The organism is Chitinophaga sp., assembly GCF_039596455.1.
Lineage (GTDB): Bacteria > Bacteroidota > Bacteroidia > Chitinophagales > Chitinophagaceae > Chitinophaga.
The window spans coordinates 223,198-246,897 of sequence record NZ_JBCNJR010000006.1 but is presented as its reverse complement, the minus strand read 5'-3'; the positions used below and the strand labels follow the sequence as shown (position 1 = coordinate 246,897).

Annotated in this window: 19 protein-coding genes; 9 read left to right on the top strand and 10 right to left on the bottom strand. The window is 53.0% G+C overall.

Features of this window, described 5'->3' with window-relative positions; all coding sequences use genetic code 11:
• Positions 1-1,716 carry a carbamoyltransferase C-terminal domain-containing protein gene (locus tag ABDW36_RS18880; protein ID WP_343703487.1) on the bottom strand — a complete coding sequence of 572 codons (1,716 nt, stop codon included), beginning with the start codon at positions 1,714-1,716 and terminating at the stop codon, positions 1-3.
• Between the two features lie 166 nt (positions 1,717-1,882).
• Here ABDW36_RS18880 and ABDW36_RS18875 point away from each other — a divergent pair, with 166 nt between their 5' ends.
• On the top strand, positions 1,883-2,785 hold the full coding sequence (locus tag ABDW36_RS18875) for an SDR family oxidoreductase (RefSeq protein WP_343703486.1): 903 nt from the start codon (positions 1,883-1,885) through the stop codon (positions 2,783-2,785).
• Positions 2,786-2,793: 8 nt separating this feature from the next.
• On the opposite strand, the gene ABDW36_RS18870 is transcribed toward ABDW36_RS18875, so the two are convergent.
• Positions 2,794-3,141 (bottom strand): DUF488 domain-containing protein, encoded by a 348-nt coding sequence (locus ABDW36_RS18870; protein ID WP_343703485.1) that lies wholly within the window; start codon positions 3,139-3,141, stop codon positions 2,794-2,796.
• 289 nt (positions 3,142-3,430) lie between these two features.
• Between ABDW36_RS18870 and ABDW36_RS18865 the strand changes: the two genes are divergently transcribed.
• Both ABDW36_RS18865 and fabF read left to right on the top strand, forming a co-directional pair.
• Positions 3,431-4,093, top strand: coding sequence for a VTT domain-containing protein (locus tag ABDW36_RS18865; RefSeq protein ID WP_343703484.1), 663 nt, complete (start codon positions 3,431-3,433; stop codon positions 4,091-4,093).
• A gap of 54 nt (positions 4,094-4,147) precedes the next feature.
• Positions 4,148-5,392 carry a beta-ketoacyl-ACP synthase II gene (gene fabF / locus ABDW36_RS18860; RefSeq protein WP_343703483.1) on the top strand — a complete coding sequence of 415 codons (1,245 nt, stop codon included), beginning with the start codon at positions 4,148-4,150 and terminating at the stop codon, positions 5,390-5,392.
• A gap of 9 nt (positions 5,393-5,401) precedes the next feature.
• On the opposite strand, the gene ABDW36_RS18855 is transcribed toward fabF, so the two are convergent.
• The gene (locus tag ABDW36_RS18855) at positions 5,402-6,424 is read right to left on the bottom strand and encodes a hypothetical protein (RefSeq protein ID WP_343703482.1); all 1,023 of its coding nucleotides are present in this window, start codon (positions 6,422-6,424) and stop codon (positions 5,402-5,404) included.
• A 100-nt stretch (positions 6,425-6,524) separates the two neighbouring features.
• Here ABDW36_RS18855 and ABDW36_RS18850 point away from each other — a divergent pair, with 100 nt between their 5' ends.
• The 3 genes from ABDW36_RS18850 to ABDW36_RS18840 all read left to right on the top strand — a co-directional run bounded on the left by ABDW36_RS18850 (position 6,525) and on the right by ABDW36_RS18840 (position 11,182).
• Positions 6,525-9,476 (top strand): endopygalactorunase, encoded by a 2,952-nt coding sequence (locus tag ABDW36_RS18850; RefSeq protein ID WP_343703481.1) that lies wholly within the window; start codon positions 6,525-6,527, stop codon positions 9,474-9,476.
• A gap of 33 nt (positions 9,477-9,509) precedes the next feature.
• A complete protein-coding gene (locus tag ABDW36_RS18845) occupies positions 9,510-9,983 on the top strand; it encodes a DUF4265 domain-containing protein (RefSeq protein WP_343703480.1) in 474 nt (157 codons plus the stop codon).
• Between the two features lie 62 nt (positions 9,984-10,045).
• Positions 10,046-11,182, top strand: coding sequence for a VCBS repeat-containing protein (locus tag ABDW36_RS18840; RefSeq protein ID WP_343703479.1), 1,137 nt, complete (start codon positions 10,046-10,048; stop codon positions 11,180-11,182).
• On the opposite strand, the gene ABDW36_RS18835 is transcribed toward ABDW36_RS18840, so the two are convergent.
• From ABDW36_RS18835 to ABDW36_RS18805, 7 genes are all read right to left on the bottom strand, one after another.
• A complete protein-coding gene (locus ABDW36_RS18835) occupies positions 11,179-12,000 on the bottom strand; it encodes a hypothetical protein (RefSeq protein ID WP_343703478.1) in 822 nt (273 codons plus the stop codon). The genes ABDW36_RS18840 and ABDW36_RS18835 overlap by 4 nt on opposite strands.
• A 21-nt stretch (positions 12,001-12,021) precedes the next feature.
• Positions 12,022-14,274 (bottom strand): excinuclease ABC subunit UvrA, encoded by a 2,253-nt coding sequence (locus tag ABDW36_RS18830; protein ID WP_343703477.1) that lies wholly within the window; start codon positions 14,272-14,274, stop codon positions 12,022-12,024.
• A 40-nt stretch (positions 14,275-14,314) separates the two neighbouring features.
• On the bottom strand, positions 14,315-16,537 hold the full coding sequence (locus ABDW36_RS18825; RefSeq protein WP_343703476.1) for a glycoside hydrolase family 95-like protein: 2,223 nt from the start codon (positions 16,535-16,537) through the stop codon (positions 14,315-14,317).
• A gap of 85 nt (positions 16,538-16,622) precedes the next feature.
• Positions 16,623-17,036 (bottom strand): L-rhamnose mutarotase, encoded by a 414-nt coding sequence (locus ABDW36_RS18820; RefSeq protein ID WP_343703475.1) that lies wholly within the window; start codon positions 17,034-17,036, stop codon positions 16,623-16,625.
• Positions 17,037-17,045: 9 nt separating this feature from the next.
• Positions 17,046-18,368: an alpha-L-fucosidase gene (locus tag ABDW36_RS18815; RefSeq protein WP_343703474.1), complete on the bottom strand. Its 1,323-nt coding sequence runs from the start codon at positions 18,366-18,368 to the stop codon at positions 17,046-17,048.
• A gap of 16 nt (positions 18,369-18,384) precedes the next feature.
• The gene (locus ABDW36_RS18810; protein WP_343703473.1) at positions 18,385-20,019 is read right to left on the bottom strand and encodes a sodium:solute symporter; all 1,635 of its coding nucleotides are present in this window, start codon (positions 20,017-20,019) and stop codon (positions 18,385-18,387) included.
• Between the two features lie 6 nt (positions 20,020-20,025).
• Positions 20,026-21,246: an enolase C-terminal domain-like protein gene (locus ABDW36_RS18805; RefSeq protein ID WP_343703472.1), complete on the bottom strand. Its 1,221-nt coding sequence runs from the start codon at positions 21,244-21,246 to the stop codon at positions 20,026-20,028.
• 179 nt (positions 21,247-21,425) lie between these two features.
• On the opposite strand from ABDW36_RS18805, the gene ABDW36_RS18800 reads away from it, so the two are divergent.
• The 3 genes from ABDW36_RS18800 to ABDW36_RS18790 all read left to right on the top strand — a co-directional run bounded on the left by ABDW36_RS18800 (position 21,426) and on the right by ABDW36_RS18790 (position 23,676).
• Positions 21,426-22,304, top strand: coding sequence for an AraC family transcriptional regulator (locus ABDW36_RS18800; RefSeq protein WP_343703471.1), 879 nt, complete (start codon positions 21,426-21,428; stop codon positions 22,302-22,304).
• Between the two features lie 97 nt (positions 22,305-22,401).
• The gene (locus ABDW36_RS18795; protein ID WP_343703470.1) at positions 22,402-22,800 is read left to right on the top strand and encodes a hypothetical protein; all 399 of its coding nucleotides are present in this window, start codon (positions 22,402-22,404) and stop codon (positions 22,798-22,800) included.
• Positions 22,801-22,893: 93 nt separating this feature from the next.
• Positions 22,894-23,676: a TlpA disulfide reductase family protein gene (locus ABDW36_RS18790; protein ID WP_343703469.1), complete on the top strand. Its 783-nt coding sequence runs from the start codon at positions 22,894-22,896 to the stop codon at positions 23,674-23,676.
• Positions 23,677-23,700: the final 24 nt, after the last annotated feature.

Genomic DNA, 23,700 nt, shown 5'->3' with positions numbered 1-23,700 from the left:
TTATTTCTCGATTAAGTAACTGCCAATAACAAGGGCATCAAAGGGAGATGACCAGAAGCATTCCAGCGCATCCCGCGGGGAGCATACAATCGGTTTGCCCAGGGTGTTGAATGACGTGTTGATGAGTACCGGTACGCCCGTTCGATCTCTGAACGCCTTCAGCAGGTCATAGTACCGCGAGTGCTGCTGCCGGTTCACCGTCTGGATGCGTGCCGTACCGTCTACATGGCAAACGGCCGGTATCTTGCCGGCCATTTCCGGTTTCACCTTGTACACAAACAGCATGAAGGGGGAATAATCCGCCTGCTCAAACCACTTCGCCGCCTCTTCTTCCATCACTGCCGGCGCTACCGGGCGGAAATCTTCGCGGTCTTTCACTTCATTCAGCTTTGCCTGCATTTCCGCTTTCAGCGGAGACGCCAGTATAGACCGGCTGCCAAGCGCACGGGGCCCGAACTCCATGCGGCCCTGGAACCAGCCAATGATCTTGTCTTGCGCCAGCAGCTCCGCCGTTTCTGCCGCCACGTCTTTCATTTCGCGGAACGGTACTTTGGCCCAACGGAGAAAGCGGCGGATCTCTTCATCCTCATATTCCGGCCCCCAGTAGGCATGTTCCATACAGAAGCCGCGCGCATCGGTATGGCGCAGCTGCGCATCCGTCCACATGGCCGCGCCAAGCGCCGTGCCCGCATCTCCCGCGGCGGGTTGCACCCAGATGCCGTCAAATATCCCTGCATCCCGCAGGGTGGCGTTCAGCACGCAATTGAGCGCCACGCCCCCTGCAAAACAAAGGTTGGCGGCGCCTGTTTTGTCTTTCAGCCAGCGCGTTAACTGCAGTACGGATTCTTCCAGCACTACCTGCAGGGAATGCGCTATGTTGAAATGTATCATGGTAAAAGGCTCACCTTTTTTCCGGGCGGGGCCAAAAGCCTCCGTGAAATGTTCGTCATCCACCGTATACATGCCATTGTCCATCAGGTGCACCATATCCCGGAACACCTGTACATACACCGGTTTTCCATAAGATGCCAGAGCCATTACCCGGTACTCGTCTGAAGAGTGCTGAAAGCCCAGGTAGCTCGTAACCTGCTCATACAGCAGCCCCAGGGAATGCGGCATATCCACCTGCGCCAGCCGCTCCATCTGGTTGCCGCTGCCCATATTGAAGGTGGTGGTGGCCGTTTCTCCCCGCCCGTCTATGGTCATTACCGCAGCTTCTTCATACGGAGATGGCAGAAAGGCGCTGGCCGCGTGGCTGAGGTGATGCTCTACAAAATGCCATTGCTCAGGCGCCAGGGTGGCCCCCTTGAACCGTTGCTGCAGGTGGTGGGGGTACCCGTCTACCAGCTGTCCCGGAGCATTGATGATAGCGGAAAGAAAGAGCGGGTCCCAGGGAGATTTCCATTTTTCATGCAGCACCTGCTCAGATGGTTTCAGCGGCAGGCTGATCTCTTTCTCATGAGCGGGGTTGTCCATCAAAATATATGGGTCAAAGGAGTAAGCCACATGGTCTACGTCCTTCAAATGGATACCGGCGGTTTTAAGGCAATAATCAATGGCGTGAAAAGGTAGTTCATAGGCGGAAAAAGGAATAGGCCGTTTCCCGTGCTTAACGTGCGTAAACCTTTCATCTTCCACGGCTGCCACCAGGCGCCCGTCTTCCATGAGGCAGGCGGCGGAGTCATGAAATGCAGCATTGATCCCAAGCGTGTACATAAACAATTTTTAAGGGTTGCAGCAATAAAACCATGCCACAGCCTTATATGGTCAACAGCCGTGCATTTTGGGGCAAACGTGCTACACCGCTGTGCATGCAATTGCGCAGTTGTTTTCCCGGAGTTGGCCCGGGCGGCATGGCTCCCTTTTTGCGCCACCCAAGGGTATGGAAACATCACACACAGACAACCGGAACCAGTACGCTCTTATTACGGGCGCCACCAGCGGTATTGGCTATGAGGTGGCAAAACTGTTTGCACGGGACGGCTACAACCTGATACTGGTAGCCCGCCACCAGCAGCGGCTGCAGGCAGTGACCGATGAACTGAAAACCTTGTATGCCGTGGAGGTAACGCCATTGGCCAAAGACCTCTTTGAGCAGGATGCGGCAGTAGACGTTTACCAGCATACCAAAGACATGGGCATTACCGTCAACATACTCGTTAACGACGCCGGCCAGGGGCAATGGGGCCCTTTCCTTGAAACAGACCTTCAGCGGGATGTAGACATCATCCAGCTGAACATCATTTCCCTTCTCACCCTTACCAAACTCTTCCTCAAAGACATGGTGCAGCGCAATGAAGGTAAAATACTGCAGCTGGGGTCTGAAGCCAGCACTACGCCAATGCCGCTCCTTTCTGTATACGCAGCCACCAAAGCGTTCGTACTGTCTTTCAGCGCCGCGCTCGCCAACGAAGTAAAAGATACCGGCGTCACCATTACCGTGCTGCTGCCAGGCGCTACGGACACCGACTTTTTCCACAAAGCGCAGCAGGAAGGCACTGTCGGGTACCAGGAGCAGGAGCTGGCAAACCCTGAAGATGTGGCCAAAGACGGGTATGAGGCGTTGATGAAGGGCGAAAGCAAGATCATTTCCGGCGCCAAAACCAAAATGCATGTGTGGATGTCTGATCTGATGGGCACCACCGCCAGCGCAGCCAAAAGCCGCAAGCTGAACGAGCCCAGTGAAAAAGCGGGAAAGGGAATTGTACATGAAGCCTCCCGCGCTGAACGGGAAGCTATCAAAACGGGAACGGGCAAGGCAGACGGGGATATGGACAAAGAGTAAACGCCGCTTCAGAGACGCTTGGCCAGCAGCTCTTTCAGCACGGCCGCCTGGTTGTGCTCTTCATCTTTTGCACCGTACAACAAGGTAACAGTCTTGTGTTTTTTAATTTCTGGCAACAGGGCAGACAGTGCGTCTGATTCCTTCAGTTCAGCTTTGTAACGTTTTTCAAATTCTTTCCAGTTGGCCACTTCATGGTGGAACCATTTGCGCAGCGCATCAGAAGGCGCCACCTCTTTTGCCCAAAGGTCTATATGGGCATTTTCTTTTTTGATGCCCCGCGGCCAGAGGCGGTCTACCAGTATGCGGTAGCCGTCTGCAGCGTCGTAAGCTTCATATATTCGTTTAATGCGTATCATATGCAACAGGACAATAGTGAAGGGGTATTGATTCCAATTTACCGATTATCGTGAACTTCACCAATTTGCGCTGTTTTGGGAAACAAATAATCCTGATGAAATATCAGGCCGGTATGCCAATATCTGGCACGGCCGCAACCACCTGCAGACAGACATGCATACCGCGCCGGCGGGCAGCTTCCAGCCTAATGCCTGGGGGGTGTACGATATGTATGGCAAAACCAGGGCTTCAGGGTGGCAAAGAGACAGCGTAGCCCCGCAATTAATCCCTTTACAGTACCTTTACCGGATGTTAGCGCACCAAAGTATACACCTTCTGCTTTCCCTGCTGGCCGTTTTTGATGCGGAAGCGCTCATCCGGTACGGCGGCCTGCCCCTTATCTGCCTCATCCTGTTTGCAGGCAACGCCCTGTTCCTGCTGTTTTTTATTCCCACCGGCGCTTTCCTGTTCACCGGCGGGGTGTTTATGGCCACCGGGGTATTGCCTTACAATGTATTTGCCATTTGCGGGTTGTTGGGCCTGGTTTCCATGCTAGGCAGCCTCTCCGGTTACTGGTTCGGGAAAAAGACAGGCCCCGCGCTTTACCGGCGGAAAGACTCCCGTTTTTTTCGCGTGCAATACCTGAAAGCGGCAGAAGAGTTTTACGGTAAACGCGGCAAGCTCACCCTCATTGCCGCTCCCTTTCTGCCTATCATCCGCACTTTTGCCCCCATCATTGCCGGCATGATCAGCATGCCCTTACGGAAGTTCATATTACCCGCGCTGGCGGGCTCCGTGCTGTGGGTAAGCGGCATTGTGCTGGCGGGATACCTGATTGGCAGCTGGCCCGCGCTGCAGCCGGTGCTGAACTACGTAGTGGCAGGCATTATTGTTTGTGTAACAGTGCCGGTAGTATTGCGTATCATTAAAGGTCTGCGAGACTGGCAGCGAAAGGAGCAGGAAACGTTATAAAGGGGCGAGTACGTTACTTTGCTTTATGTTTATATTTGCCATAAAAAGAGCACTATGTTAAAGAGGGTAGTTGTTACAGGTTTGGGCGCATTGACCCCGTTGGGGAATGACACAAAAACGTTCTGGCGCAACATTGCCGCCGGCACCAGCGGGGCCGCAAAGGTCACCCGCTTTGACGCTTCGCTGTTCCGCACACAGTTTGCCTGTGAGCTGAAAGGGTTTAACGCGGCTGACTACCTTGACAAGGCTGACATCAAAAGAACGGACGCCTTTACGCAATATGCGCTGGTAGCTACAGACGAGGCCATTAAAGACGCCGGCATCAATATCAGCAGCATGAGCCCGTTTGACGTAGGTGTGATCTGGGGCAGCGGCCAGGGCGGCATGGAAACATTTGAGGAACAGGTGAAAGAATATGTGCTGGGAGACGGTACGCCCCGTTTCAGCCCCTTCTTTGTACCCAAGCTGATAGCCAACATGGCTTCCGGCATGATCTCCATGCGGAACGGTTACATGGGCATCAACTACACCACCGTATCTGCCTGCGCCACTTCCAATACGGCCATTATGGATGCCTTCAACTATATCAGGCTGGGCAAGGCCAAAATCATCATTACCGGCGGTTCGGAAGCGCCGGTTACACCTGCTTCCCTGGGCGGCTTCAGTTCCATGAAAGCCATGTCTGCCCGCAACGATGACCCGCAACATGCCTCCCGGCCCTTTGATGTGGAGCGGGACGGTTTTGTGATGGGCGAAGGGGCCGGCGCGCTTGTACTGGAAGAATATGAGCACGCGGTTAAAAGAGGCGCGCATATTTACGCGGAGCTGAAAGGCGCGGCCATGACGGCAGACGCCTACCACATGACGGCCACTCACCCTGAAGGCCTTGGCGCGGCCAAAGCCATGGAACTGGCGCTTGAAGAAGCAGGCATAGATATTACAGCGGTAGACTATCTTAATGTACATGCTACCTCCACCCCGGTAGGAGACCTCTCCGAGCTGAAAGCATTGCTCCGGCTTACCAAAGACCAGCCCAACAATATGCAGATCAGCGCCACCAAATCCATGACGGGGCATTTGCTGGGCGCGGCGGGCGCCATTGAGGCCATCATTTGCCTCTGCGCCATGCAGCATAATATTGTACCGCCTACTATCAATACCACCGTGCTGGACCCTGCAGTGCCGGCCAGTCTTAACATAGTTACCGGCCAGGCTATTGAGCATCCCATCAATATTGCCATGAGCAATACTTTCGGTTTTGGAGGCCATAACGGTATTGTGGTGTTCGGAAAAGTGTAAAGAACCGGCTTACTGCTTCCTCACCCCGGTTGCAAACGCCCGGGCCGGGTTTTCTATGAACACGGTACTGATTTCCTGCTGCGTGAACCCATGCTGCCGCATGGCAGGTATGAACGTATCAAAAATACAGTTGTAGTCCCTGAAATTTCCGCCTTGCGGCTCTCCTACGTGGTACCAGCCGGCATCGTGAGAAACGAGCACCTGCTTCAGCAAACCTTCCCGCTTCATGTTCTGCAGGCAGGTAATGTGGCTGGCAACAGACGATGGGCTTACACCGTCAAAAGATACCCATCCTCCCTGCCGCGCCGCAGTAATGTGATACGCAGCATCCGGTTCGCTTTGCGCATGTATCCAGATCTTTGCAGATGGCCGTACCCCATGCTTTTGCAAGATTGCCAGTTGCTCCACCGCCGCCTCGCCGTTGCCGGTATGCACGCCAATGGTCAACCCCGTAGCCAGGTGTGTGATAGCTGCCGCCGCTATGATCTTTTGCTGGGCCGGTGTAAGCGGCGCTTTGTCTGTACCCGTTTTTATAAATCCCGGGCGGATGCCCGTGCCTTCTATTCCCTGTTTCCACTCCGCTATCCAGCGGGCGGCCAATTGTTCCGCTGTTGCTGTATGCACATGCGCCGGGAGGTATTTTTCTTTGGCAGCCCCGTAGTAACCGGTATTGCTGACTATATGCAGGCCCGAAGCAGCGGCCAGCCGCTGCAGCAATTGTACATTGCGGCCCAGGTAAGCGGGCGTGCAATCTACCAGCGCAGTGCAGCCGCGCTCCCTGGCGCTGCGCAGGAAAGGCAACGCCGTATTGAATACCTCGTCAGCCTTGTAGCGGTCAGGGCTGGATTGGTCCGCGCCAATAAAATCTACCATCACATGTTCATGTGTAAGCGTAAACCCCAGTTTGCCGGCGCCGAGAGGGCCGCTCACCGTCATTACCGTTGCCTCAGGGGCCGGTCTGGCCCCGGGCAGCAGCAGGCCGCCAGCCAACAGGGCGCCGCTTTGCTGAAGAAAGGTTCTCCGGGTGAACATATATTAAAGTTAGCGCAAAAGCATGTCAGATTTATTATCTTGGAGAACAATTTGCCGGTTACTGCAAGCCGGAACATAACATACTGCTAAATCCACGATTATGAAACTACTGTCTTTGGCGCTCTGCGCCTTAGCCTGCTTTTCACTGCCCGTTACCGCGGGAGACACTCCTGCCGGCCCGGGTGTAAGCATTAGTTCCCATGCCACCCATATTGCCCGTATTACCGGAGATACTATTGTGGTAGCCACCGGCAGCACCTATGCATTTACGGTAGACACGCCTGAAGACCAGGGCCTCACCACTACCACCACCAGCGTACGGCAACTGCTCTCTCAACTGGTGGCGCCAAACGGCGTGGCGCAGCAATATGCTATTACCGGTAAAAACGGCGCCCAAAAAACCGCGGGCAGCCTTGAAACAGGAGACCGGCTGGTGGTAACAACAAAAGGCAAAGCCGGCAAAACCTATTACATCTGCCTTAGCCCTATGGCCATCGGCGGCCGGTTGCAGCTGGCGCAGGAAGCCATTGCACAAAATACTCACAGAGACCTTACGCTCTTTTTCACAGCCGGCCAGCGGAGCCCCTCCGCCACCGTCAATATCTACGTTCCGCCGGGCATCACCATTACGCCAGATAACGTTACCGTCAACATCATAGGGCGCGGCGATGTGAAACTGAAAAACCTGCCCACACAATCTATTGGCCGGGCAGGCTCCCGGTACAGTTATTCACAGGTGGGCACATTTAACATTACCCCCACTGCCACCGGCACGCTGCTCAGCCTCCGTGGGCTTGACCTGCGCCCGGCCAACGGCGCCGATGTAAAGCTGGTGATCAGCGGGGTACAACTCTCCAAAGCAGGGCGCTATCCTTTCAAAGCCTCGTATACAACAGCACAGCCGGAGGTACTCAGCAGCGCCGGCACCGGCAATGAAGTAGCAATGCTGACCGTTACGCGGCAGATTGCAGACCTGGAGCGCGTGGCAGACCAAAGCCTGCAATACGGCGAAACGGCAGATACCTACACCACCGCCCGCTTCACCTGGAGCCCGGTGAAATATGCGGCGGGCCTGGAGCTGATGCAATCCCTCAACGGCGGAAAAACATGGAGCCGCGCCAATGCTGCCATAGACCTGCAACGCGCTGCTGCCACCGTTAACGGCCTGCAACCTGACCAACACTACCTGTTCCGCCTCTCTGTTAAAAGCGGGCCGCACAAAGGCTTTTCCAATATTACGCGCTTCTATTCCGGTAAAATCGACATCAAAACATTCGGGGTAAAAGGAACGGACGGAGAAGATTGTACGGCCCGGGTAAATGAAGCCATTGCCTACCTGCACCAAAGCGGCGGCGGCACGCTGCTTTTCAGCGCAGGCACGTATTGCGTGCGTACGGTGCATTTGCAAAGCAATGTTTACCTGTATATAGATAAGGATGCCACTATCAAGGCGCTCAAAGGCGCGGACGCACCGGAAACCACCTGGTTCAGCGACAAAAAGTACCGCTCCGGCCTTTCGCCAACAGACATCGGCCCCTACCAAGACCCGGAAAACTATCTTACCAAGCAGGACGTAGGTCATCATTACTTCCGCAACACCATGTTCTTCGGTGAGCGCCTCAACAATATCAAGATCGTGGGCAACGGCCGCATTACCGGCAACGGCAACCTGGCTACGAGTGACAAAGTGATGAACAATGCGCCCGATAGCCGGGCAGACAAGATGTTTACCCTGAAGCTCTGCACCAATATTGAAATAGGCGGCATTTACCGGAAGGAAGATCTCTGGTACGATGAAGCAAAAGATGCTCCCTGCTACATCGGCAAAAACGGTGAAAAGCTGACAGACACCGATAACATGCTGCAGATAGACCGCGCCGGGCATTTTGTGCTGCTGGCCACAGGCAGTGACCATATCAACGTACATGACACTTATTTCGGCAAACATCATACTTCCAATGCCCGTGATATCTATGATTTCATGGCCTGTAATGACGTAACCGTTACCAATATATACTCGAAGGTAAGTTCTGACGATATTGTAAAACCCGGGTCAGATTGCTCACTGGGCTTCACCCGCCCCGCGAGCCGCCACCGCGTGCGCAACATAATTGGCGATACCAACTGCAACCTTTTCCAGATAGGTTCTGAAACGGCAGATGACATTATGGATATTTGTGTGGACAACATCTACGTGCTGGGCGCCAACAAAGCCGGCTTTTCCATTTCCACCAACGATGGTGCGCACATCAAAGACATTCACCTCAACTGCGGGCACACCGGCCCCCTGCATGCCCGCTCCAAAATGTACCGCACCTTCACTCCTTTTTTTATTTCCATCTCCAACAGGGCCCGTATACTGGGCGCAGAAGTGGGTAAATATGCCTTTACGGACAACGGCGTGCCGCACCACGAGCTGCTGGCCAAAAACGTGAACATAGGCCGTGTGGAGAACATCATCCTGAACGGGATAGACATTTATGAGGTATATGCCGGCAGCTCCTTCAGCGGCCAGCGCTGGAAGCCCTACAACGGCTCCCAGCGGCGTGCAAGCCCCATTGTAGCCGGTTACAGCCTGCCAGACAACAGCGTTACAGAAGGCGGCCTCAATTTCACGCTCCCCAACGGCCAACATACCGGCTATATCCGGAACATTGTGTTTAACGATGTGCATATACTGGCAAAAGGCGGCAATCCTTTATCAGATACTGCAGCCACCCCACCTGAGCTGGGCGTGGGGCAGTACAATGCTTCCAACCTCAAGGTGCAGCCCTCTTACGGTTTATGGGCACGGCATGTGCAGGGCCTGACCGTTACCAACAGCAGTTTCAACGTGGAGCAGCCAGACGGCCGGTATGCCATTATGCTGGACGATGTGCAGGGAGCCCGCATCTCCGGTGTAAAACTGGTCAAAGCTGCAGAAAACAATATTGCCATCAGGCTAAAAAATGCTACAGGTGTGGATGTAGACAGCACGCAGTACTATCGTGCAAGCTGGGGCCAGTCTCCCGCCACGCTGCCCTCCCGGCAGGGCGCGGCCGTCAATTTCTGAGGCATTCAAACGCGTTTTTGTATTTTGCCGGTTATGACAAACAGGCCGGTAAATATTGTATTCCGCTTTCAGAGCAGCGTGCTGGGAGAAGAAACTATTGAAACGCTTGCCGCTGAAGCCATAAGCGGAATGGAAGGGCGTTATAAAATAACCAGCATTCCGCTGTACATGCCCGGCGTAGCCTGCGGGGATGTTGTAAGGGCGGAGCATGATGCGGAAGAAAACAATTTCTACTGCCGGGAAATTATTGAGCCGTCTGGTCACTCTACCGTGCAGGTGATGTTGATGCATACCACAAAAAATGAAGAGACCATAAGCGGAGTTTTCCGGGAAATGGGTTGCGGGATGGCATCCGCAGGCATCGGCTACTTTGTGCTGGATGTTCCTGCAGACCTTGACTATGCACCGGTAAAACTGAAGCTGGAACAGCTCTCCCGCAATGGCGTGCTGGATTATGCAGAAGCCTTGCTGTCTGACAACCACCGCCCCCGCTATTTTGTGCTGTGAGATACCCGATTATTTTGCTATTTTAAGACCTGTTCTTTTTTCACCAGATTCCACGAAAACACATGAAGCACATTTTTTACTACGCCGCCTCCACCCTGTTTGCAGCTATTTTTTCGGCCGGCGCGCCCATATCTTTTAAAAAACATGTTGTAAGCAACGTATTTGTATCTGAAGGCGTAGCCGTGGGAGATGTGAACAACGATGGAAAGACAGACATACTGGCCGGCCCCTGGTGGTATGAAGCCCCCAACTGGACACGCCACCTGCTGCACGCAGATACCACTGATGCCATAGCCGGTTACAGCACCACCTTCCTGAATTACCGTATGGACGTAAACAGTGACGGCTGGCAAGACCTCATCCGCTTTGACCAGCCCGGCGCAGCCTGTACCTGGTATGAAAACCCCAAAACAACAGGTAAGCCCTGGCAACGGCACACCATCCTGAAAACCGCCGGTAATGAAACACCCTTGTTTGTTGACGTAGACGGAGACGGCAGAAACGATATCATTTGTAACGATACGGAAGCCCGCGAAGTGGTGTGGATGAAGGCCCCCTCCGGCAAAGGCAATACGCAATGGCAACGGTACGTGATCAGCACAGACAGCCTCCGCGGCACGCACAAATATACACACGGCCTGGGCTGGGGAGACCTGAACAAAGACGGCAGGAAGGATGTGATCATCAAAAGCGGCTGGTGGGAAGGCCCTGCCGATGTAACCCGCTCCAACTGGACGTTTCACGCCGCCAACCTTGGGGAAGACTGCTCCAATATGGTAGTGCTGGATGCCAACCGGGACGGCGAAGCAGACGTCATCAGCTCCTCCGCCCACAAATACGGCATCTGGTGGCATGAGCAACGAAACGGCCAGTGGACAACGCACGAGATCAGCAAACAGTTTTCCCAGACCCATGCACTGGCGCTGGAAGACCTTGACGGAGACGGCCACCGGGACATCATCACCGGTAAACGTTATTATGCCCATAACGGCAAAGACCCCGGCGCGCACGAGCTCGCGGTGCTATACTGGTTTGCGTTCAAACCCGGCAAAACACCCACGTGGACGGCGCATGAAATTGACAACAACTCCGGTGTAGGGAACAATTTTGTAGTGCAGGACATGAACAAAGACGGGTTGAAAGACATTGTGATATCTAACAAAAAAGGCGTGTTCTTTTTTGAGCAGGTGAAACGTTAGTACGGGTAGCGGAAGAAGTCACAGGCATCTTCATCACAGAGCAGCGCCCTGTACTCCGGGTGCTGCAATACTTCGGTGTAGTCCATCCACCGTTTATCCACTTTAATTTTCCGGTACACCAGGCGTATGCCATGGCTGTAGTCTACATACCAGTCTACATGCCCGGTGTATAAGGGTTGAATGGGCTTCCCGTCCAGCTTATGCCATCCGTAAATAGCTACCCTGTTGGGCCTTTTGTCTTGCGCCACCTTTGCGCTGATCACCACATCTTTTTTGATGCCCGCAATCAGGCCTTTCCTTCCTTTACGCTGGCCCTCAATGATCAGGTGATGATGGTAGAAAATAATGGCGCTGTCACGAAAAGCATACAGGGGTACCGGTTCCAGCTTTACCCTGGCCTGGCTGTAAATATCGTTCACCATTTTTCGGGTGGGCAAAAAACATTGCAGGCTGTCTGCAATGCGCTGGGCGGTGACGGGCGTAAACGGTATGCGGGCAAAGTCACTGTTACCGCCAACAGACAGGTAATCAGGCGCTACCCAAAAAGTAGCCGTAATTTTTTTCCCGTTGGCGCCGGTAATGGAAGTGTGGATGGGTACAAATTTCCGGAGAAAATCAGGCACGTTGCCGGAAAGTACTTCCCGCATGGCAAGCGGCTCCCGCGTGTGCCATTTCATGGAATCTATTACCTTGTAAAAACCATTGCCGCTGGCAGCGCCGGGCGGGCGCGGCGGCAACGGCAAACGGTAGGCCGTACCGCAGGATGCGGCCAGTATGCAGAGCAGGAGCAGCGTTGGTAATTTCAGGCGGTTGGGCATCAGTTACAAAGTAAGGAAATATTACGCAGAGAGGTAACGTTGCAGGCAGCGCCCCGTAACAGAGGCCTCACATTCCAGAATGCCCTCCACCGTGCCTTCAAACATTACCCGACCGCCCTCAGCCCCTGCGCCGGGCCCCAGATCTATGATCCAGTCTGCCTGCGCAATAACGTCCAGGTTATGTTCTATCACAATTACCGTGTTTTTGTTGACCACCAGTGTATTGATCACTTCCATCAACTTCCCGATGTCTGAAGGATGCAGACCGGTGGTAGGCTCATCAAGCACCAGGAGGCCCTGTTTGCTTTCCAGCTCGCCAGATAACTTGAGGCGTTGGCGCTCTCCGCCCGAAAAAGTGCTCAGGCGCTGCCCCAGCGTGATGTAGTCAAGACCCAGCCGGGAAAGTTGCTGCATCGGTTTTACCAGAGGCAGATGGCCAAAAAAGAGGATCGCTTCTTCTACCGTCTGTGCCAGTACTTCTGCAATATTTTTACCATGGTATAAATACTGTAGCGCTTCCCGCGAAAAACCGCTGCCGCCGCAGCTATCGCAAGGTTCTTCCACATCTTCCATAAACGCCAGGTCAATTTTCAGTACGCCGAGGCCCTTACACTCCGGGCAGGCGCCTTCGCTGTTACTACTGAACAGCCCCGACCTTACACGGTTCTCTTTCCCGAAAAGCAGCCTCACATCATCTGCAATACCCAGGAAGGAGAGCAGGTTGGAGCGGACGCTGGCAGTAAACATTGACTGGTCAATGATGCTGGCATGCGGATGGGCGGCCGGCAATACCTTGTTGATCAAGGTGCTTTTTCCGGACCCGGCCACACCGGTTACCACGGTCATGATCTGCTCCGGGATGTCTACACTGATATTTTGCAGGTTGAAAAGATTGGCATGACGTATAGGAATGCTGGTATGCCAGGATCTTGGCTGCATATTCCACTGCTTTGGCTTTGAAAAATATGCGCCTGTCAATCCCGGAGATTGCGCCAGCCCGGCATAGCTGCCTTCGTAAATGACCCTGCCGCCTGAAGTGCCGGCGCGTGGCCCCATGTCTACCACGTGGTCTGCAATCCGGATCACGTCAGGGTCATGCTCCACCACGAGTATGGTATTTCCCTTGTCGCGCAGGCGTTGCAGGATGTGCGTGAGGTTGTCTACATCCTGCGGATGCAGGCCTATGCTGGGCTCGTCAAAGATGTATAAAAGATCTACCAGGCTATTGCCAAGGTGCTTCACCATTTTGATACGCTGGGATTCACCGCCGGAAAGCGTGGCCGTTTCCCGGCCCAGGCTAAGGTATGGAAGGCCAATGGCTACCAGGTGGGCCAATTTGCTGCGCAGCTCTCCAATAACCGTTTCATATTTTTCAGAGTGCAGGGTATTGACGAATGCCAGCAGTTCGTCTATCTGCATTTTTGTACAGTCTGCAATATTCCTGTTATTTATCTTGCAGGACAGCGCCGCTTCATTCAGCCTTGCCCCATGGCAGCGCGGGCAGGTTTCTTCCCTGATCACCTTGCGGATAGCGGCCTTTCCCCTTTCAAACTCCGCCGATTCCTTGTTCAGGAAACTCCGCTCTATGCGGGCAATAACACCTTCGTACATTACTGTTTTGCCCCATTCTTTACCGGGCCGCGGGGGCTTATGTTCTTCTGCATATAACAGCAGCTGCCATTCTTCAGGTGTATAATCCTTCAGCTTTTTATCATTATCAAAATAGCCGGAGTAAACGTACCGCGTCCAGCGCCAGCCGCCTGGCTGAAAAGAAGGGAAGTTCACGGCGCCTTCGTTCAGCGACTTTTCCTTGTTGATCAGTTTGTCTACGTTCACGGTGTTCACCTTTCCCAGGCCATCGCAACGCTTGCACATACCCTGCGGATTGTTGAATGAAAAGGCGTTGGAATAACCAATAAACGGCTCTCCCATGCGTGCATACAACAGGCGCAGGTGCGAATAAATGTCTGTAATGGTGCCTACAGTGGAACGGGCGTTCCCTCCTATCCTTTTCTGGTTGATGATGACGGGCACGTTAAGGTTTTCTATCTTCTCCACATCGGCAACCCCAAAATGCTGCAGCCGGTTGCGAATAAAACTGTGTTGCGTTTCATTGATCTGCCGCTGCGCTTCTGCTCCTATAGTTTCAAAAACAAGTGACGACTTCCCCGAGCCTGAAACGCCCGTAAAAACCGTGATTTTGTTTTTGGGGATTTTGAGCGAAATATTTTTCAGATTGTTTTGACGCGCTCCGGATATATTAATGGTTTTCATGCTGCCCAGTTTATTAACCTTGAAGTACTAGCAAAGTTATCTAATACTGTGCCATCTGTTTTATTGTTATAATTTCATTCTTCTTCATGCTGACCGTTAATACGCCGTCTTTCGCTTCATATGGCCGCTGCCGGCCGGCGAGGAGGAAGCTGGCAAACGGCAGTTTTACCTTCACAGGCCCCGCCTGCTCTGCCTTCAGAACAAGTTGCGTTACTTTCCCTTCCCGCATGGTGGCGGAAACCAGCACGCCCCCTTCGCAACGCAGCTGCTGAAATGCCGCCTGCCGCCACTCTGCCGGCGTAGCCGGGAATAGGGTAATAACTCCCTGCCGGGTCTGTATCAATAATTCATGCACCGCCTGCGCAAAAGCAAAGTTCCCTTCAAGCGTAAACGGCCTGTAGGTGGCATCTGCATACTGGCCTCCCTTCTGGTCTCCGTTCAAATGAAAACTGTTAACAGACACAAAGTTGGACGCAAACTTCCGGAGCATGCTCACTGCACTGTCTCCATTGCCGGTTTGCGCGTACAGGCAGGCCGTCCAGGGAAAGGAATACCCAACCCAGTTGCGCGTGCCTTTTCTGGCCAGTTGTGCCAGCGAGCGGTCAATAATGCTTTTGCCGGCAGCATTGTTGTAGGTGATCACTTTCAGCGGGTATATGGAAATGAGCTGGCTGTGATGGCGGTGGGAATAAGTGAGCGGATGGCCGGGCGCAATAGTAAGGCCCGCGCTGTCTGTATCAAAATAAGGAAAGTCATTACTGCCTGATGCGGCCGCACCTGTCACTTCCGCATACTTGTCATAAAAGAAACGCACCAGCCCCAGGTCATAGTTGGTAAACCCGGTAAACCATGCATTGATGCTGTTGTTGTTGTATTCCGGCGAAGAGCTTAGCGGAAGTTTGTACTTGCCCGTTGTGCTGTCTTTTACCCTGATGTTGTTGAAATACCGGAACACCTCATTGAACCAGGGCTTGCATTGCTCTTCGAGAAACCGTTGGCTGCCGCTGTATTTCCATTGCCAGTAGAAATGCTGGGAGAGCCAGGCCGCTGTGGTAGGACTGAGCGAGTATTGTATCCACCCGCCCATAGGTTTGCCGGAAATGGTGGTTACACCGGGTACGTTGAGGCCGTCTACGCCAAAATATTGTTTTGTCCACCGTTTGTTCTCTTCTTTTGTTTTCCACAGCCAGTTGGTAAACCCTTCCGTGAGGTCGAGATGGTTGGCCGTATAGCCTGGCCAGTAGCTCAGTTGCGTATTCAGATCGTGATGGAAATCACCTTTCCAGGGCGGCAGCTTGCCGTTGTCTGCCGTCCATACCGCCTGCAGGGATATGGGCGGCGTATTGCCCCTGGCCACCGCGGCAAACTTGTACATATCCAGATAGTACTGCCTCTCCAATAGCGGTTCAGGGAGGTTAACAGAGGAGCGCTGCCAGTAGTTCCCCCACCATGCCGCATGTTTTTTCCGGGCTTTGCGCAGGGTGGCCTTGCCTGGAGCAGACAGGGTGGCGGAGGTATTATTGCTGATCGTCCACATGCCGGTTATTTTGTTTCCCGGCAACTGCTTCCAGCGTACCAATACCTCATAGTAGTTGCCGTCATAAACAGGTTGGTGATATGTTATTGTATTGGCCCCTGGTGTAACTGTACCCCTCGGGTAGCCAAGCCGCCGCAGGCTCTGCCCGTCTACAGAACTGGCGCCGCCATCGTTCTCCCCTGAAGCATATGCAGGCACTACCATTTCCGGCAGCACCGGCGTGGTAATGTTTTCGAAGGTAAACACGCCGTATTCGGCCGTTGCATGAACATAGGTGGTAAAGATCACCCCGCTGCTGAACCGTATGGTGTTAATGCCGGTCTGAATATCCAGCTGGTTGGATACTACCTTCCCCAGCGCGCCGATATTAAATTCCAGGGCGGCGCCCGGTATTTTCGTGGGAGCGGCGTTACGCTCGTAAGGCGCATCACCCATTTTCTGGACGGTATCATATTGCCCTTTCTTCACCTGCTGTACCACCCAGTTGAAGTTGAACTGGTCTATACCCGGCATGGGGCGGTCATCCCAGAGGTCTACCCTGTCTACAGACAACCGCAGCTTGCCGTCCTTTTTCCAGACAAGCGCGCCCAGCAGGCCATTGCCCAGGGGCATGGCTTCATCCCAGCGGGTGGCCAGGCTGTCAAACCGGAGATTATGCTCCGGCCCCGGCTGCGCTGAAGCGGCCAGCGCGGGCAATAGCAGCCATATCCAAACGTATTTCATCATAACATGTCTTTTAGAAGGAATGCCTCCCGAAGAGTCGGGGGGCCCGTTCCAGGTTCAGTATTCAAATATTGTTGCTGTCAGTTGCTTAAGGCTGATAAAACACCTCTTCCATATTGCTCCAGGTTTGCCCTGCAGCCGCAGCGTCAGGCAAGGGCAGCTGGGTAGGGGCTGTTTCTTTCCACCAGCGCTGAACGGTGGTATCTGCCGCCATCTTTTTCATATCCGCTTCATAGTCACTGCCAGTATACTCAAAATAACTGAAGAGGTAATGTTTCCCCTCTATTTCTTTCAGGTAAATGGAATAATTGTGAATGTTGCAGGCGTTGAGGTTCTCCAGTACACCCGGCCATGCAGCCGCATGCAGTTGTTTGTAATAGGCAATTTTGTCCGGCCTGATACCGGTTACCATGCCAAACCGCTGCACACCGGCCTTTTGCGGGCTGCAAGCAGCTACCAGCAACCAGCTGACCAACGCAGGAAAATACCATTGCTTTTTCATAAAACGCATTTATATCACCGGAAGGGATGCTGCATTGTCATCCAGCTCCAGCTCAATAATGTAACCTGCACCGTCTGGCGCATCAGCAGGTAGCTGTACCCGGAGGGTGTCTCCCTGCCGGGATACCTTCACGTCGGCGCCGTTCAGCACAGCCGCTTTCAGCACCTTTCTACCCGGGATGTTCTTCAGCTCCAGTTCCGGCAGGTCTGTTTGCAATACGTGCAGGAATACCTTGTTACCCTTCCTCGTAGAAGCATAATTTTCGGCCGGCTCCCATGGGCCACCGAGAGTGCCGTATACGGCTTCCCCGTTGCGTTGCAGCCACCGGCCTATTTCTTTAAGGCGCGCTGCCTGCCGGGCTTCGATGCGGCCATCCGGCATAGGGCCCACGTTCAGCAACAGGTTGCCGTTACCGCCGGCGGTTTTTGAAATGATGCTGAGGCAGTTTTTTAATGACTTCATTTTATCATTGGGTTTCCATGACCATTGGCTGCAAATGGTAAAGCAGCTTTCCCAGGGTGTTTCCATATTCATGCGGCCCACAACCTGCTCGGGGGTATCATAATCGCCCACCATCTTGCTTACATCTATTTTTTTGGTGGTGGACGTGCCGGTCATCTCCTTGCCCAGGCGATTGTTGATGATAACGCCCGGCCTGATGCCTTTCAGGTAGGCATACATGTCCCGGCCCATTTCATCTGTCCATGGCGCCTCCCAGGCCCCATCAAACCAGAGCATGTAAGGATCGTATTTTGTGAGCAGCTCCCTCAGCTGGTTTTTCATAAAAACCACATAGCGGCTCATGTCGGCCTTCGGGTCTATGGCCTGGTTCCCGGGAGAATGAACCGGGTAGTCCGGGTGGTACCAGTCCAGCACCGAGTAATAAATGCAGAATTTGATGCCCTGCTTTTTACATGCACGGGCCAGCTCGCCCACAATATCTTTTTTATAGGGGGTAGACATAATGTTGTAGCTGGTGTATGCCGTTGGCCAGAGGCAGAAGCCATCATGATGGCGCGCGGTGATGGTCAGGTATTTCATGCCTGCGTCTTTGGCTATTTTCACCCAGGCGTCAGCATTGAACAGCACGGGATTGAATTCTTTATACAGACTGTCATACTCTTCCTTCGGCACCTGGTTTCCGCGAGACCAGCCTATTTCCGTTCCGCGGAGGCTCACCGGCCCCCAGTGGATGAACATGCCGAACCGCATGTTCATGAAATTATTTATGGCAGCAGCGCTTGTTTTAACAGCACCCGGAGCCTGTTGGGCTTCTGCGCACAGCAAGCCTGCAGCCAAACATACTATCAGACAGGTAACTTTCTTCAACATAACTATTCCGTTTTCATTATTTAAAGAACCAATACAGCGTTGCCATGATCAATATCAGCAGGACCGACAGCACCTTGTAATTACCCAACCCGCTCCAACCCCGGCTTTGCAGCGGCTCCCGGAGAGATTTCCAGTACAGGGTTTTGCTTTGCGCGGTATGCACCACCGGGTACACATAAGAGAGCGCTACCTGCATTCCCACACAAACCACAAAGAGGTAAAACGCCATCATCATAAAAGGCACCTGGCCCAATACGTTGGCAGGGTACAGCTTGTTTACCGCGTATACCACCGCTCCCAGCAAAGAGCCCGCCCACAGCGTAAGCTGCGCGGCACCCGCTGATGCTTTCTTCCAGAAAACGCCCAGCAGGAACACACAGGTAATGGGCGGCGCAATATGTGCTATTACGTCATTGATACCCTCAAACAGGCTCTGGTAGCGGTTCAGCAAGGGCAGTAACCCAACAGACACCAGCAGCGCAATGGCGGAAGACCAGCGCCCTACTTTCACCAGCTTTTCGTCAGTTGTTTCCGGCCGGAAGCGTTTGTACAGGTCAAAGCTGGCAAGAGTAGCAATAGAATTGAGCGCGCCGGCAATCTGGCTCATGAGCCCGGAAAGCAGGGCGGCCACAAGTATGCCAATGAGGCCGCCGGGCAGCAACTGCGTGATCATCAATGTATAAATGCCTTTTGTATTCACCGCGTTTCCTTCCTGCAGGGAAGTAAGGTCCAGGGAGCCTGACTGGTACAGCGCATAGGCAAACAGCCCCGGCAATACAAAAATGAAGACCGGCAGTATTTTAATGAAGCCGCAAAACAGGGCGCCCGCACGTGCGTGATTTTCATCCCTGGCTCCCAGCACCCGCTGTACAATGGTCTGGTCTGCACACCAGTACCAGATACCCAGCACGGGGTAACCCAGGAACACGGCTATCCATGACATGCCGCTGGCGTCTCCTACAGGACGTATCATGCTCAGCTTGTCCAACGCATTGTGATGGCTGAGCACTTCCGTCATGGGCTGCCAGCCGCCCATTTTACTCCAGGCCGCCACGGTGATGATCACCGCACCGGCAATGAGCACTACACTTTGAACAGATTCCGTTACCACCACCGCCCGCAAGCCGCCTATGATAGTGTATAGCCCGGTAAGCGCCGCAATGACAATGATACTGGTGTACATGTTGATGCCGAACAACGTTTCCAACACAATGCCGCCGGCCAGGAAGGAAAATGAAATATGGATGATGACCGCTGAAACAATGGAAACAAAAGCCAGCCAGTCACGGCAGGCCCTGTTATACCGCCGTTCGAGGAAATCAGGCAAGGTGGAAACACCGGAACGGATGTAGAACGGTACAAAGAACAGTGCCAGCAGTACCAGCGTAAAGGCAGCCATCCATTCAAAATTTCCGTTGAGCAGGCCGGAATCAAACCCGCTTTGGGCAAGGCTCACGAGGTGCAGGCAGGAAATATTGGTAGCAAACAACGCCAGTCCAATCATGGGCCAGCGGAGGGTTTTGCCAGCAAGGAAGTACTCCCCTGAAGGGCCGCTCCGGCCCCGCTGCTTGCGGGTGCCGGACCACAGCCCTATTGTGACAATAAAGAGTATATAAGTTATAGTGATAATGATGTCTGTAGTACCTATCATCTTGCACTATTTAAGATCGCAGCTGCTGCCGGGCTCCTGCGGAGTAAGGTATACACCGTTCTCTACCCTGGCGGGGTGCACAAAATGTTGTTTGAGATGAGGAATATGTTCCAGGAACAATGCTTCATGCCCCATGGCAATATGATTGAACAATACCAGGTGCTGGTGCAGCTGCCCCATATCTCCTACATGCGGCACCACGGGAACGCCATACTTTTTACAAAGCAGGCTGATGGTGATGAACTCGCTCACCCCTCCCACCCTTACGGCATCTACCTGGATAAAGCCGGCACAGCCCGCCTGCAGATAGTTTTTGAACAGGATGCGGTTAGGTACGTGCTCCCCCACTGCCAGCCTCACCGGAGCTACCGCCTTTGCAAGCGTAACGTGGGCCTGCACATCGTCAGGATGTGTGGGCTCTTCTACCCAGTAAGGGTCCATGGCCTTCAGCTCCCGGCAGACGGAAATGGCCTGTGGCAGCGTCCATTGCTGGTTAGCGTCCAGCATCACCTTTACCGTGCTGCCTACCGTTTCCCGCACAATGTTGGCACGGCGAACGTCGCGGAGGGGGTCTGCGGCGCCTACTTTCAGCTTCATGGCTTTAAACCCTTTGTCAAGCGCCCTTTTACAGTTTTCGCGCACTTGTTCATCGTTATAGTTAAACCATCCAACAGAGGTGTCATAGCCGGGGTAGCCCGTTTCCACGATGCGGCGGCGGGAAGGCGCGGAAGCCGCCTGCTCTTTCAGCATATCCAGCGCTTCCTGGCGGGTAAGCACGTCTTCCAGGTAACTGAGGTCGAGTATGTTCACGATCTGCTCCGGGGTAAGGTTTGTGAGCAACTTCCAGAGCGGCACGCCGCGCTTTTTGGCCCAGAGGTCAAAACAGGCGTTGGTAACGGCGGCCAGCCCCAGGTGCACTACGCCTTTGTGAGGGCCCAGCCAACGGAACTGCTGCTCGTTAGAAAGGGCATTAAAAGTTTGGCCGAAGTGCTGCATCAGATCTTCAATATCCTGCCCCTTTAGCCGGTCTGCGTAAAACCCGGCTGCCCTGCATACCAGATCATTCCCCTCTCCCAGCGTAAAAGCGAGCCCCGTTCCTGTTATACCGGTATCGTCCGCAAGCATTGCCGCAGCGTAGGCATATTGCGGGTTTTTATGTACGGCATCGCTGCCTGCGCCATTCTCCAGGTTGTATCTTACATCTCTGACGTCTGTTCTATTGATCATACCGGTTTAATTCAGATTGTTGCCACACAAGGCATATACAAATCTAAATACCTCCGCAGGGGAAAACTACATGAACAATGACCAGTTCTTGCCGGATTTTAGCATGCAGGGTCAATATTCAAGCTAAAAACACCGTATATTAGCAATAACCTACAAGAAGTCAACCATATTACGCTAATATGAAACCGATCTTTGCCAAGATACAGGAAGATGCCCAGATGAACGTGTTTGCCATGCGGGTGATAGACCTTCCCTATTTTTCCACCGAATTTCATTTTCATAAGGAATGCCAGATGGTATACGTGATGGAGAGCGAAGGCAAACGCATTATTGGTGACAGCGTTGAAACATTCCGCAGTGATGAGCTGATTCTCCTGGGCCCTGATATTCCGCATGTATGGCATAACGACAAGCGTTATTTTGAGAAAGGGAACGGAGAGCAAGAGCCCCACGCCCGCTCCATTGCCCTGTTTTTTGACCCCGAAAAGCTGCTGGAAGCCCTTACGCTTTTCGGCATGGCAAAGCAGGTGGAAGGAGTGCTGAAAAAAGCCCGCCGCGGCATGAAGTTTTCCGGGCACACCAAACAGGCCCTGAAAAAACTGCTGATAGAAATGCTCTCCCAGCATGATTTCACCCGCCTCGTTTCCTTCATGAAAATTCTCGACCTGCTGGCCCGCACACGGGAATATGAGCTGCTGGCCAGCCAGGGTTATGTGAATACCTACCAGGTAAAAGACAACGACCGCATCAACCAGGTTTTCAAATACGTGTTCAGCCATTTCAAAACAGATATTCAATTGGACGATGTAGCCGGTTTGGTAAATATGAACAAACAGGCCTTTTGCCGGTATTTTAAAAGTCGCACCCAGAAAACCTTTGTACAGTTCGTCAATGAGGTAAGGGTGGGCCATGCCTGCAAGCTGATGGCGGATGGAGACACCCAGATCGCTAACCTTGCATATAACTGCGGTTTCAACAGCCTCTCTAACTTCAACCGCTTTTTCAAGGAAATCAAGGAAGTAACGCCGCGGGAATACCTGAAGATGCTGGCGGTTTGAGCTACAGCATTTCCAGCAGCGCCTGCGGGAAAGCCAGGCAATAAACCGGCCCCCTGCTGCGTTAAACTTCCAGAGTCATAACCATATCATGTAAATCATGCGTTTCCCCCTGCAGATAGTAACCGCTTTTTGTCTGATACTGCTGTTGTATAGCTGTTCCGGGTTCAGGGGCGCTTTTCAGCGGAAGGAACGTATATACCAGCCTCCCCGGCTGGGTGCCGAGTACCGCTTTGAAGAAGGCCTGAGAAAACAAAAAAATCCGCAAAACCTCTTCAGCAAAAAAGAAAGAAAGGAAATGGAGAAGATGGGCACGCTCACCCGGCAAGAGCGCGATGCTCCCAACACCCGTATCACCTCCACGCAGGCAGACAGCATTCTGACCGGAAAAACAAGAGATACCGCCCAAACAACACATCCAGACAGTACGCAAACCCAGCCTGCTGACAGTACCCTGCCCCGCCCCGCAGATACCACCGTACAGCGGTCAAATCAATAACGAGACAATTAACCAGATATATTTACGAATATTTCGTAAATTTACGATGCATTCGTAACTACTTGCCGCAATAGGCCATACAAAACACCTGGAATGAAAAAAATCCTTGTCGTTGTTTTCTGTTTTATAACATGCCTGCTGCAGGCACAGGAAACAACCATTCAGAAACCGGAATATGTCATCATCGTCAATGATTCTATTGTTTCCATGGACAAAGTAAACCACTATGCCCAAACCGGTTACATTAAAGCCATGCATAAAGGCGTATCTGAAGAAGAGATGAGCAGGCTCAGGGAAAAACTTGGCCCGCGCGTGGGAGATGACAGGCGGTTCATCATGCTGATCACCCTGCTTACAGAAGAAGAAAAGAAACAAAGGGACAGCCAGCCCAAACCAGCGGTACAGCCAGTGCACCCGGTTGATGAAGGGTACATTCTTAAAAAGAATGACCCGGCGGCAGACTTTACCGTAGAAATGCTAAGTGGCGGAAAAATCAGGCTGTCTGATCTCAGAGGGAAAGTGGTGCTGGTCAACTTCTGGGCCACCTGGTGCGCTCCATGTATTATGGAATTTCATGAAATCCCTTCCCGGATCCTTACACCGTTCAGGAATAAAGAATTTGTTTTCCTTCCCATTTCCATAGGGGAAGCCAGGCACCTGGTAGAAAAAACCATGGCAGACCTGAAAAAGAAAGGCATCGATTTTAATGCAGCGTTAGACCCTGACAAAACTGTATGGAATAAATATGGCAAGGCAAGCATCCCCAAAAATTTCCTGATTGATCAGAACGGCGTTATCAGGTACGTGTCTACGGGTTATGGAGAAAACAAGGTAGTCCAGCTGTCAGAAGAGATCAAAAAGCTGTTGAAGCTTTAGCACTGTTCCGGGCGAAAACCACCA

Bases quoted from the DNA above. Each gene is read 5' to 3' on its own strand.
- ABDW36_RS18880 (WP_343703487.1), bottom strand. From the start codon at position 1,716: ATGTACACGCTTGGGATCAATGCTGCATTTCATGACTCCGCCGCCTGC.
- ABDW36_RS18875 (WP_343703486.1), top strand. From the start codon at position 1,883: ATGGAAACATCACACACAGACAACCGGAACCAGTACGCTCTTATTACG.
- ABDW36_RS18870 (WP_343703485.1), bottom strand. From the start codon at position 3,141: ATGATACGCATTAAACGAATATATGAAGCTTACGACGCTGCAGACGGC.
- ABDW36_RS18865 (WP_343703484.1), top strand. From the start codon at position 3,431: ATGTTAGCGCACCAAAGTATACACCTTCTGCTTTCCCTGCTGGCCGTT.
- fabF (WP_343703483.1), top strand. From the start codon at position 4,148: ATGTTAAAGAGGGTAGTTGTTACAGGTTTGGGCGCATTGACCCCGTTG.
- ABDW36_RS18855 (WP_343703482.1), bottom strand. From the start codon at position 6,424: ATGTTCACCCGGAGAACCTTTCTTCAGCAAAGCGGCGCCCTGTTGGCT.
- ABDW36_RS18850 (WP_343703481.1), top strand. From the start codon at position 6,525: ATGAAACTACTGTCTTTGGCGCTCTGCGCCTTAGCCTGCTTTTCACTG.
- ABDW36_RS18845 (WP_343703480.1), top strand. From the start codon at position 9,510: ATGACAAACAGGCCGGTAAATATTGTATTCCGCTTTCAGAGCAGCGTG.
- ABDW36_RS18840 (WP_343703479.1), top strand. From the start codon at position 10,046: ATGAAGCACATTTTTTACTACGCCGCCTCCACCCTGTTTGCAGCTATT.
- ABDW36_RS18835 (WP_343703478.1), bottom strand. From the start codon at position 12,000: ATGCCCAACCGCCTGAAATTACCAACGCTGCTCCTGCTCTGCATACTG.
- ABDW36_RS18830 (WP_343703477.1), bottom strand. From the start codon at position 14,274: ATGAAAACCATTAATATATCCGGAGCGCGTCAAAACAATCTGAAAAAT.
- ABDW36_RS18825 (WP_343703476.1), bottom strand. From the start codon at position 16,537: ATGATGAAATACGTTTGGATATGGCTGCTATTGCCCGCGCTGGCCGCT.
- ABDW36_RS18820 (WP_343703475.1), bottom strand. From the start codon at position 17,036: ATGAAAAAGCAATGGTATTTTCCTGCGTTGGTCAGCTGGTTGCTGGTA.
- ABDW36_RS18815 (WP_343703474.1), bottom strand. From the start codon at position 18,368: ATGTTGAAGAAAGTTACCTGTCTGATAGTATGTTTGGCTGCAGGCTTG.
- ABDW36_RS18810 (WP_343703473.1), bottom strand. From the start codon at position 20,019: ATGATAGGTACTACAGACATCATTATCACTATAACTTATATACTCTTT.
- ABDW36_RS18805 (WP_343703472.1), bottom strand. From the start codon at position 21,246: ATGATCAATAGAACAGACGTCAGAGATGTAAGATACAACCTGGAGAAT.
- ABDW36_RS18800 (WP_343703471.1), top strand. From the start codon at position 21,426: ATGAAACCGATCTTTGCCAAGATACAGGAAGATGCCCAGATGAACGTG.
- ABDW36_RS18795 (WP_343703470.1), top strand. From the start codon at position 22,402: ATGCGTTTCCCCCTGCAGATAGTAACCGCTTTTTGTCTGATACTGCTG.
- ABDW36_RS18790 (WP_343703469.1), top strand. From the start codon at position 22,894: ATGAAAAAAATCCTTGTCGTTGTTTTCTGTTTTATAACATGCCTGCTG.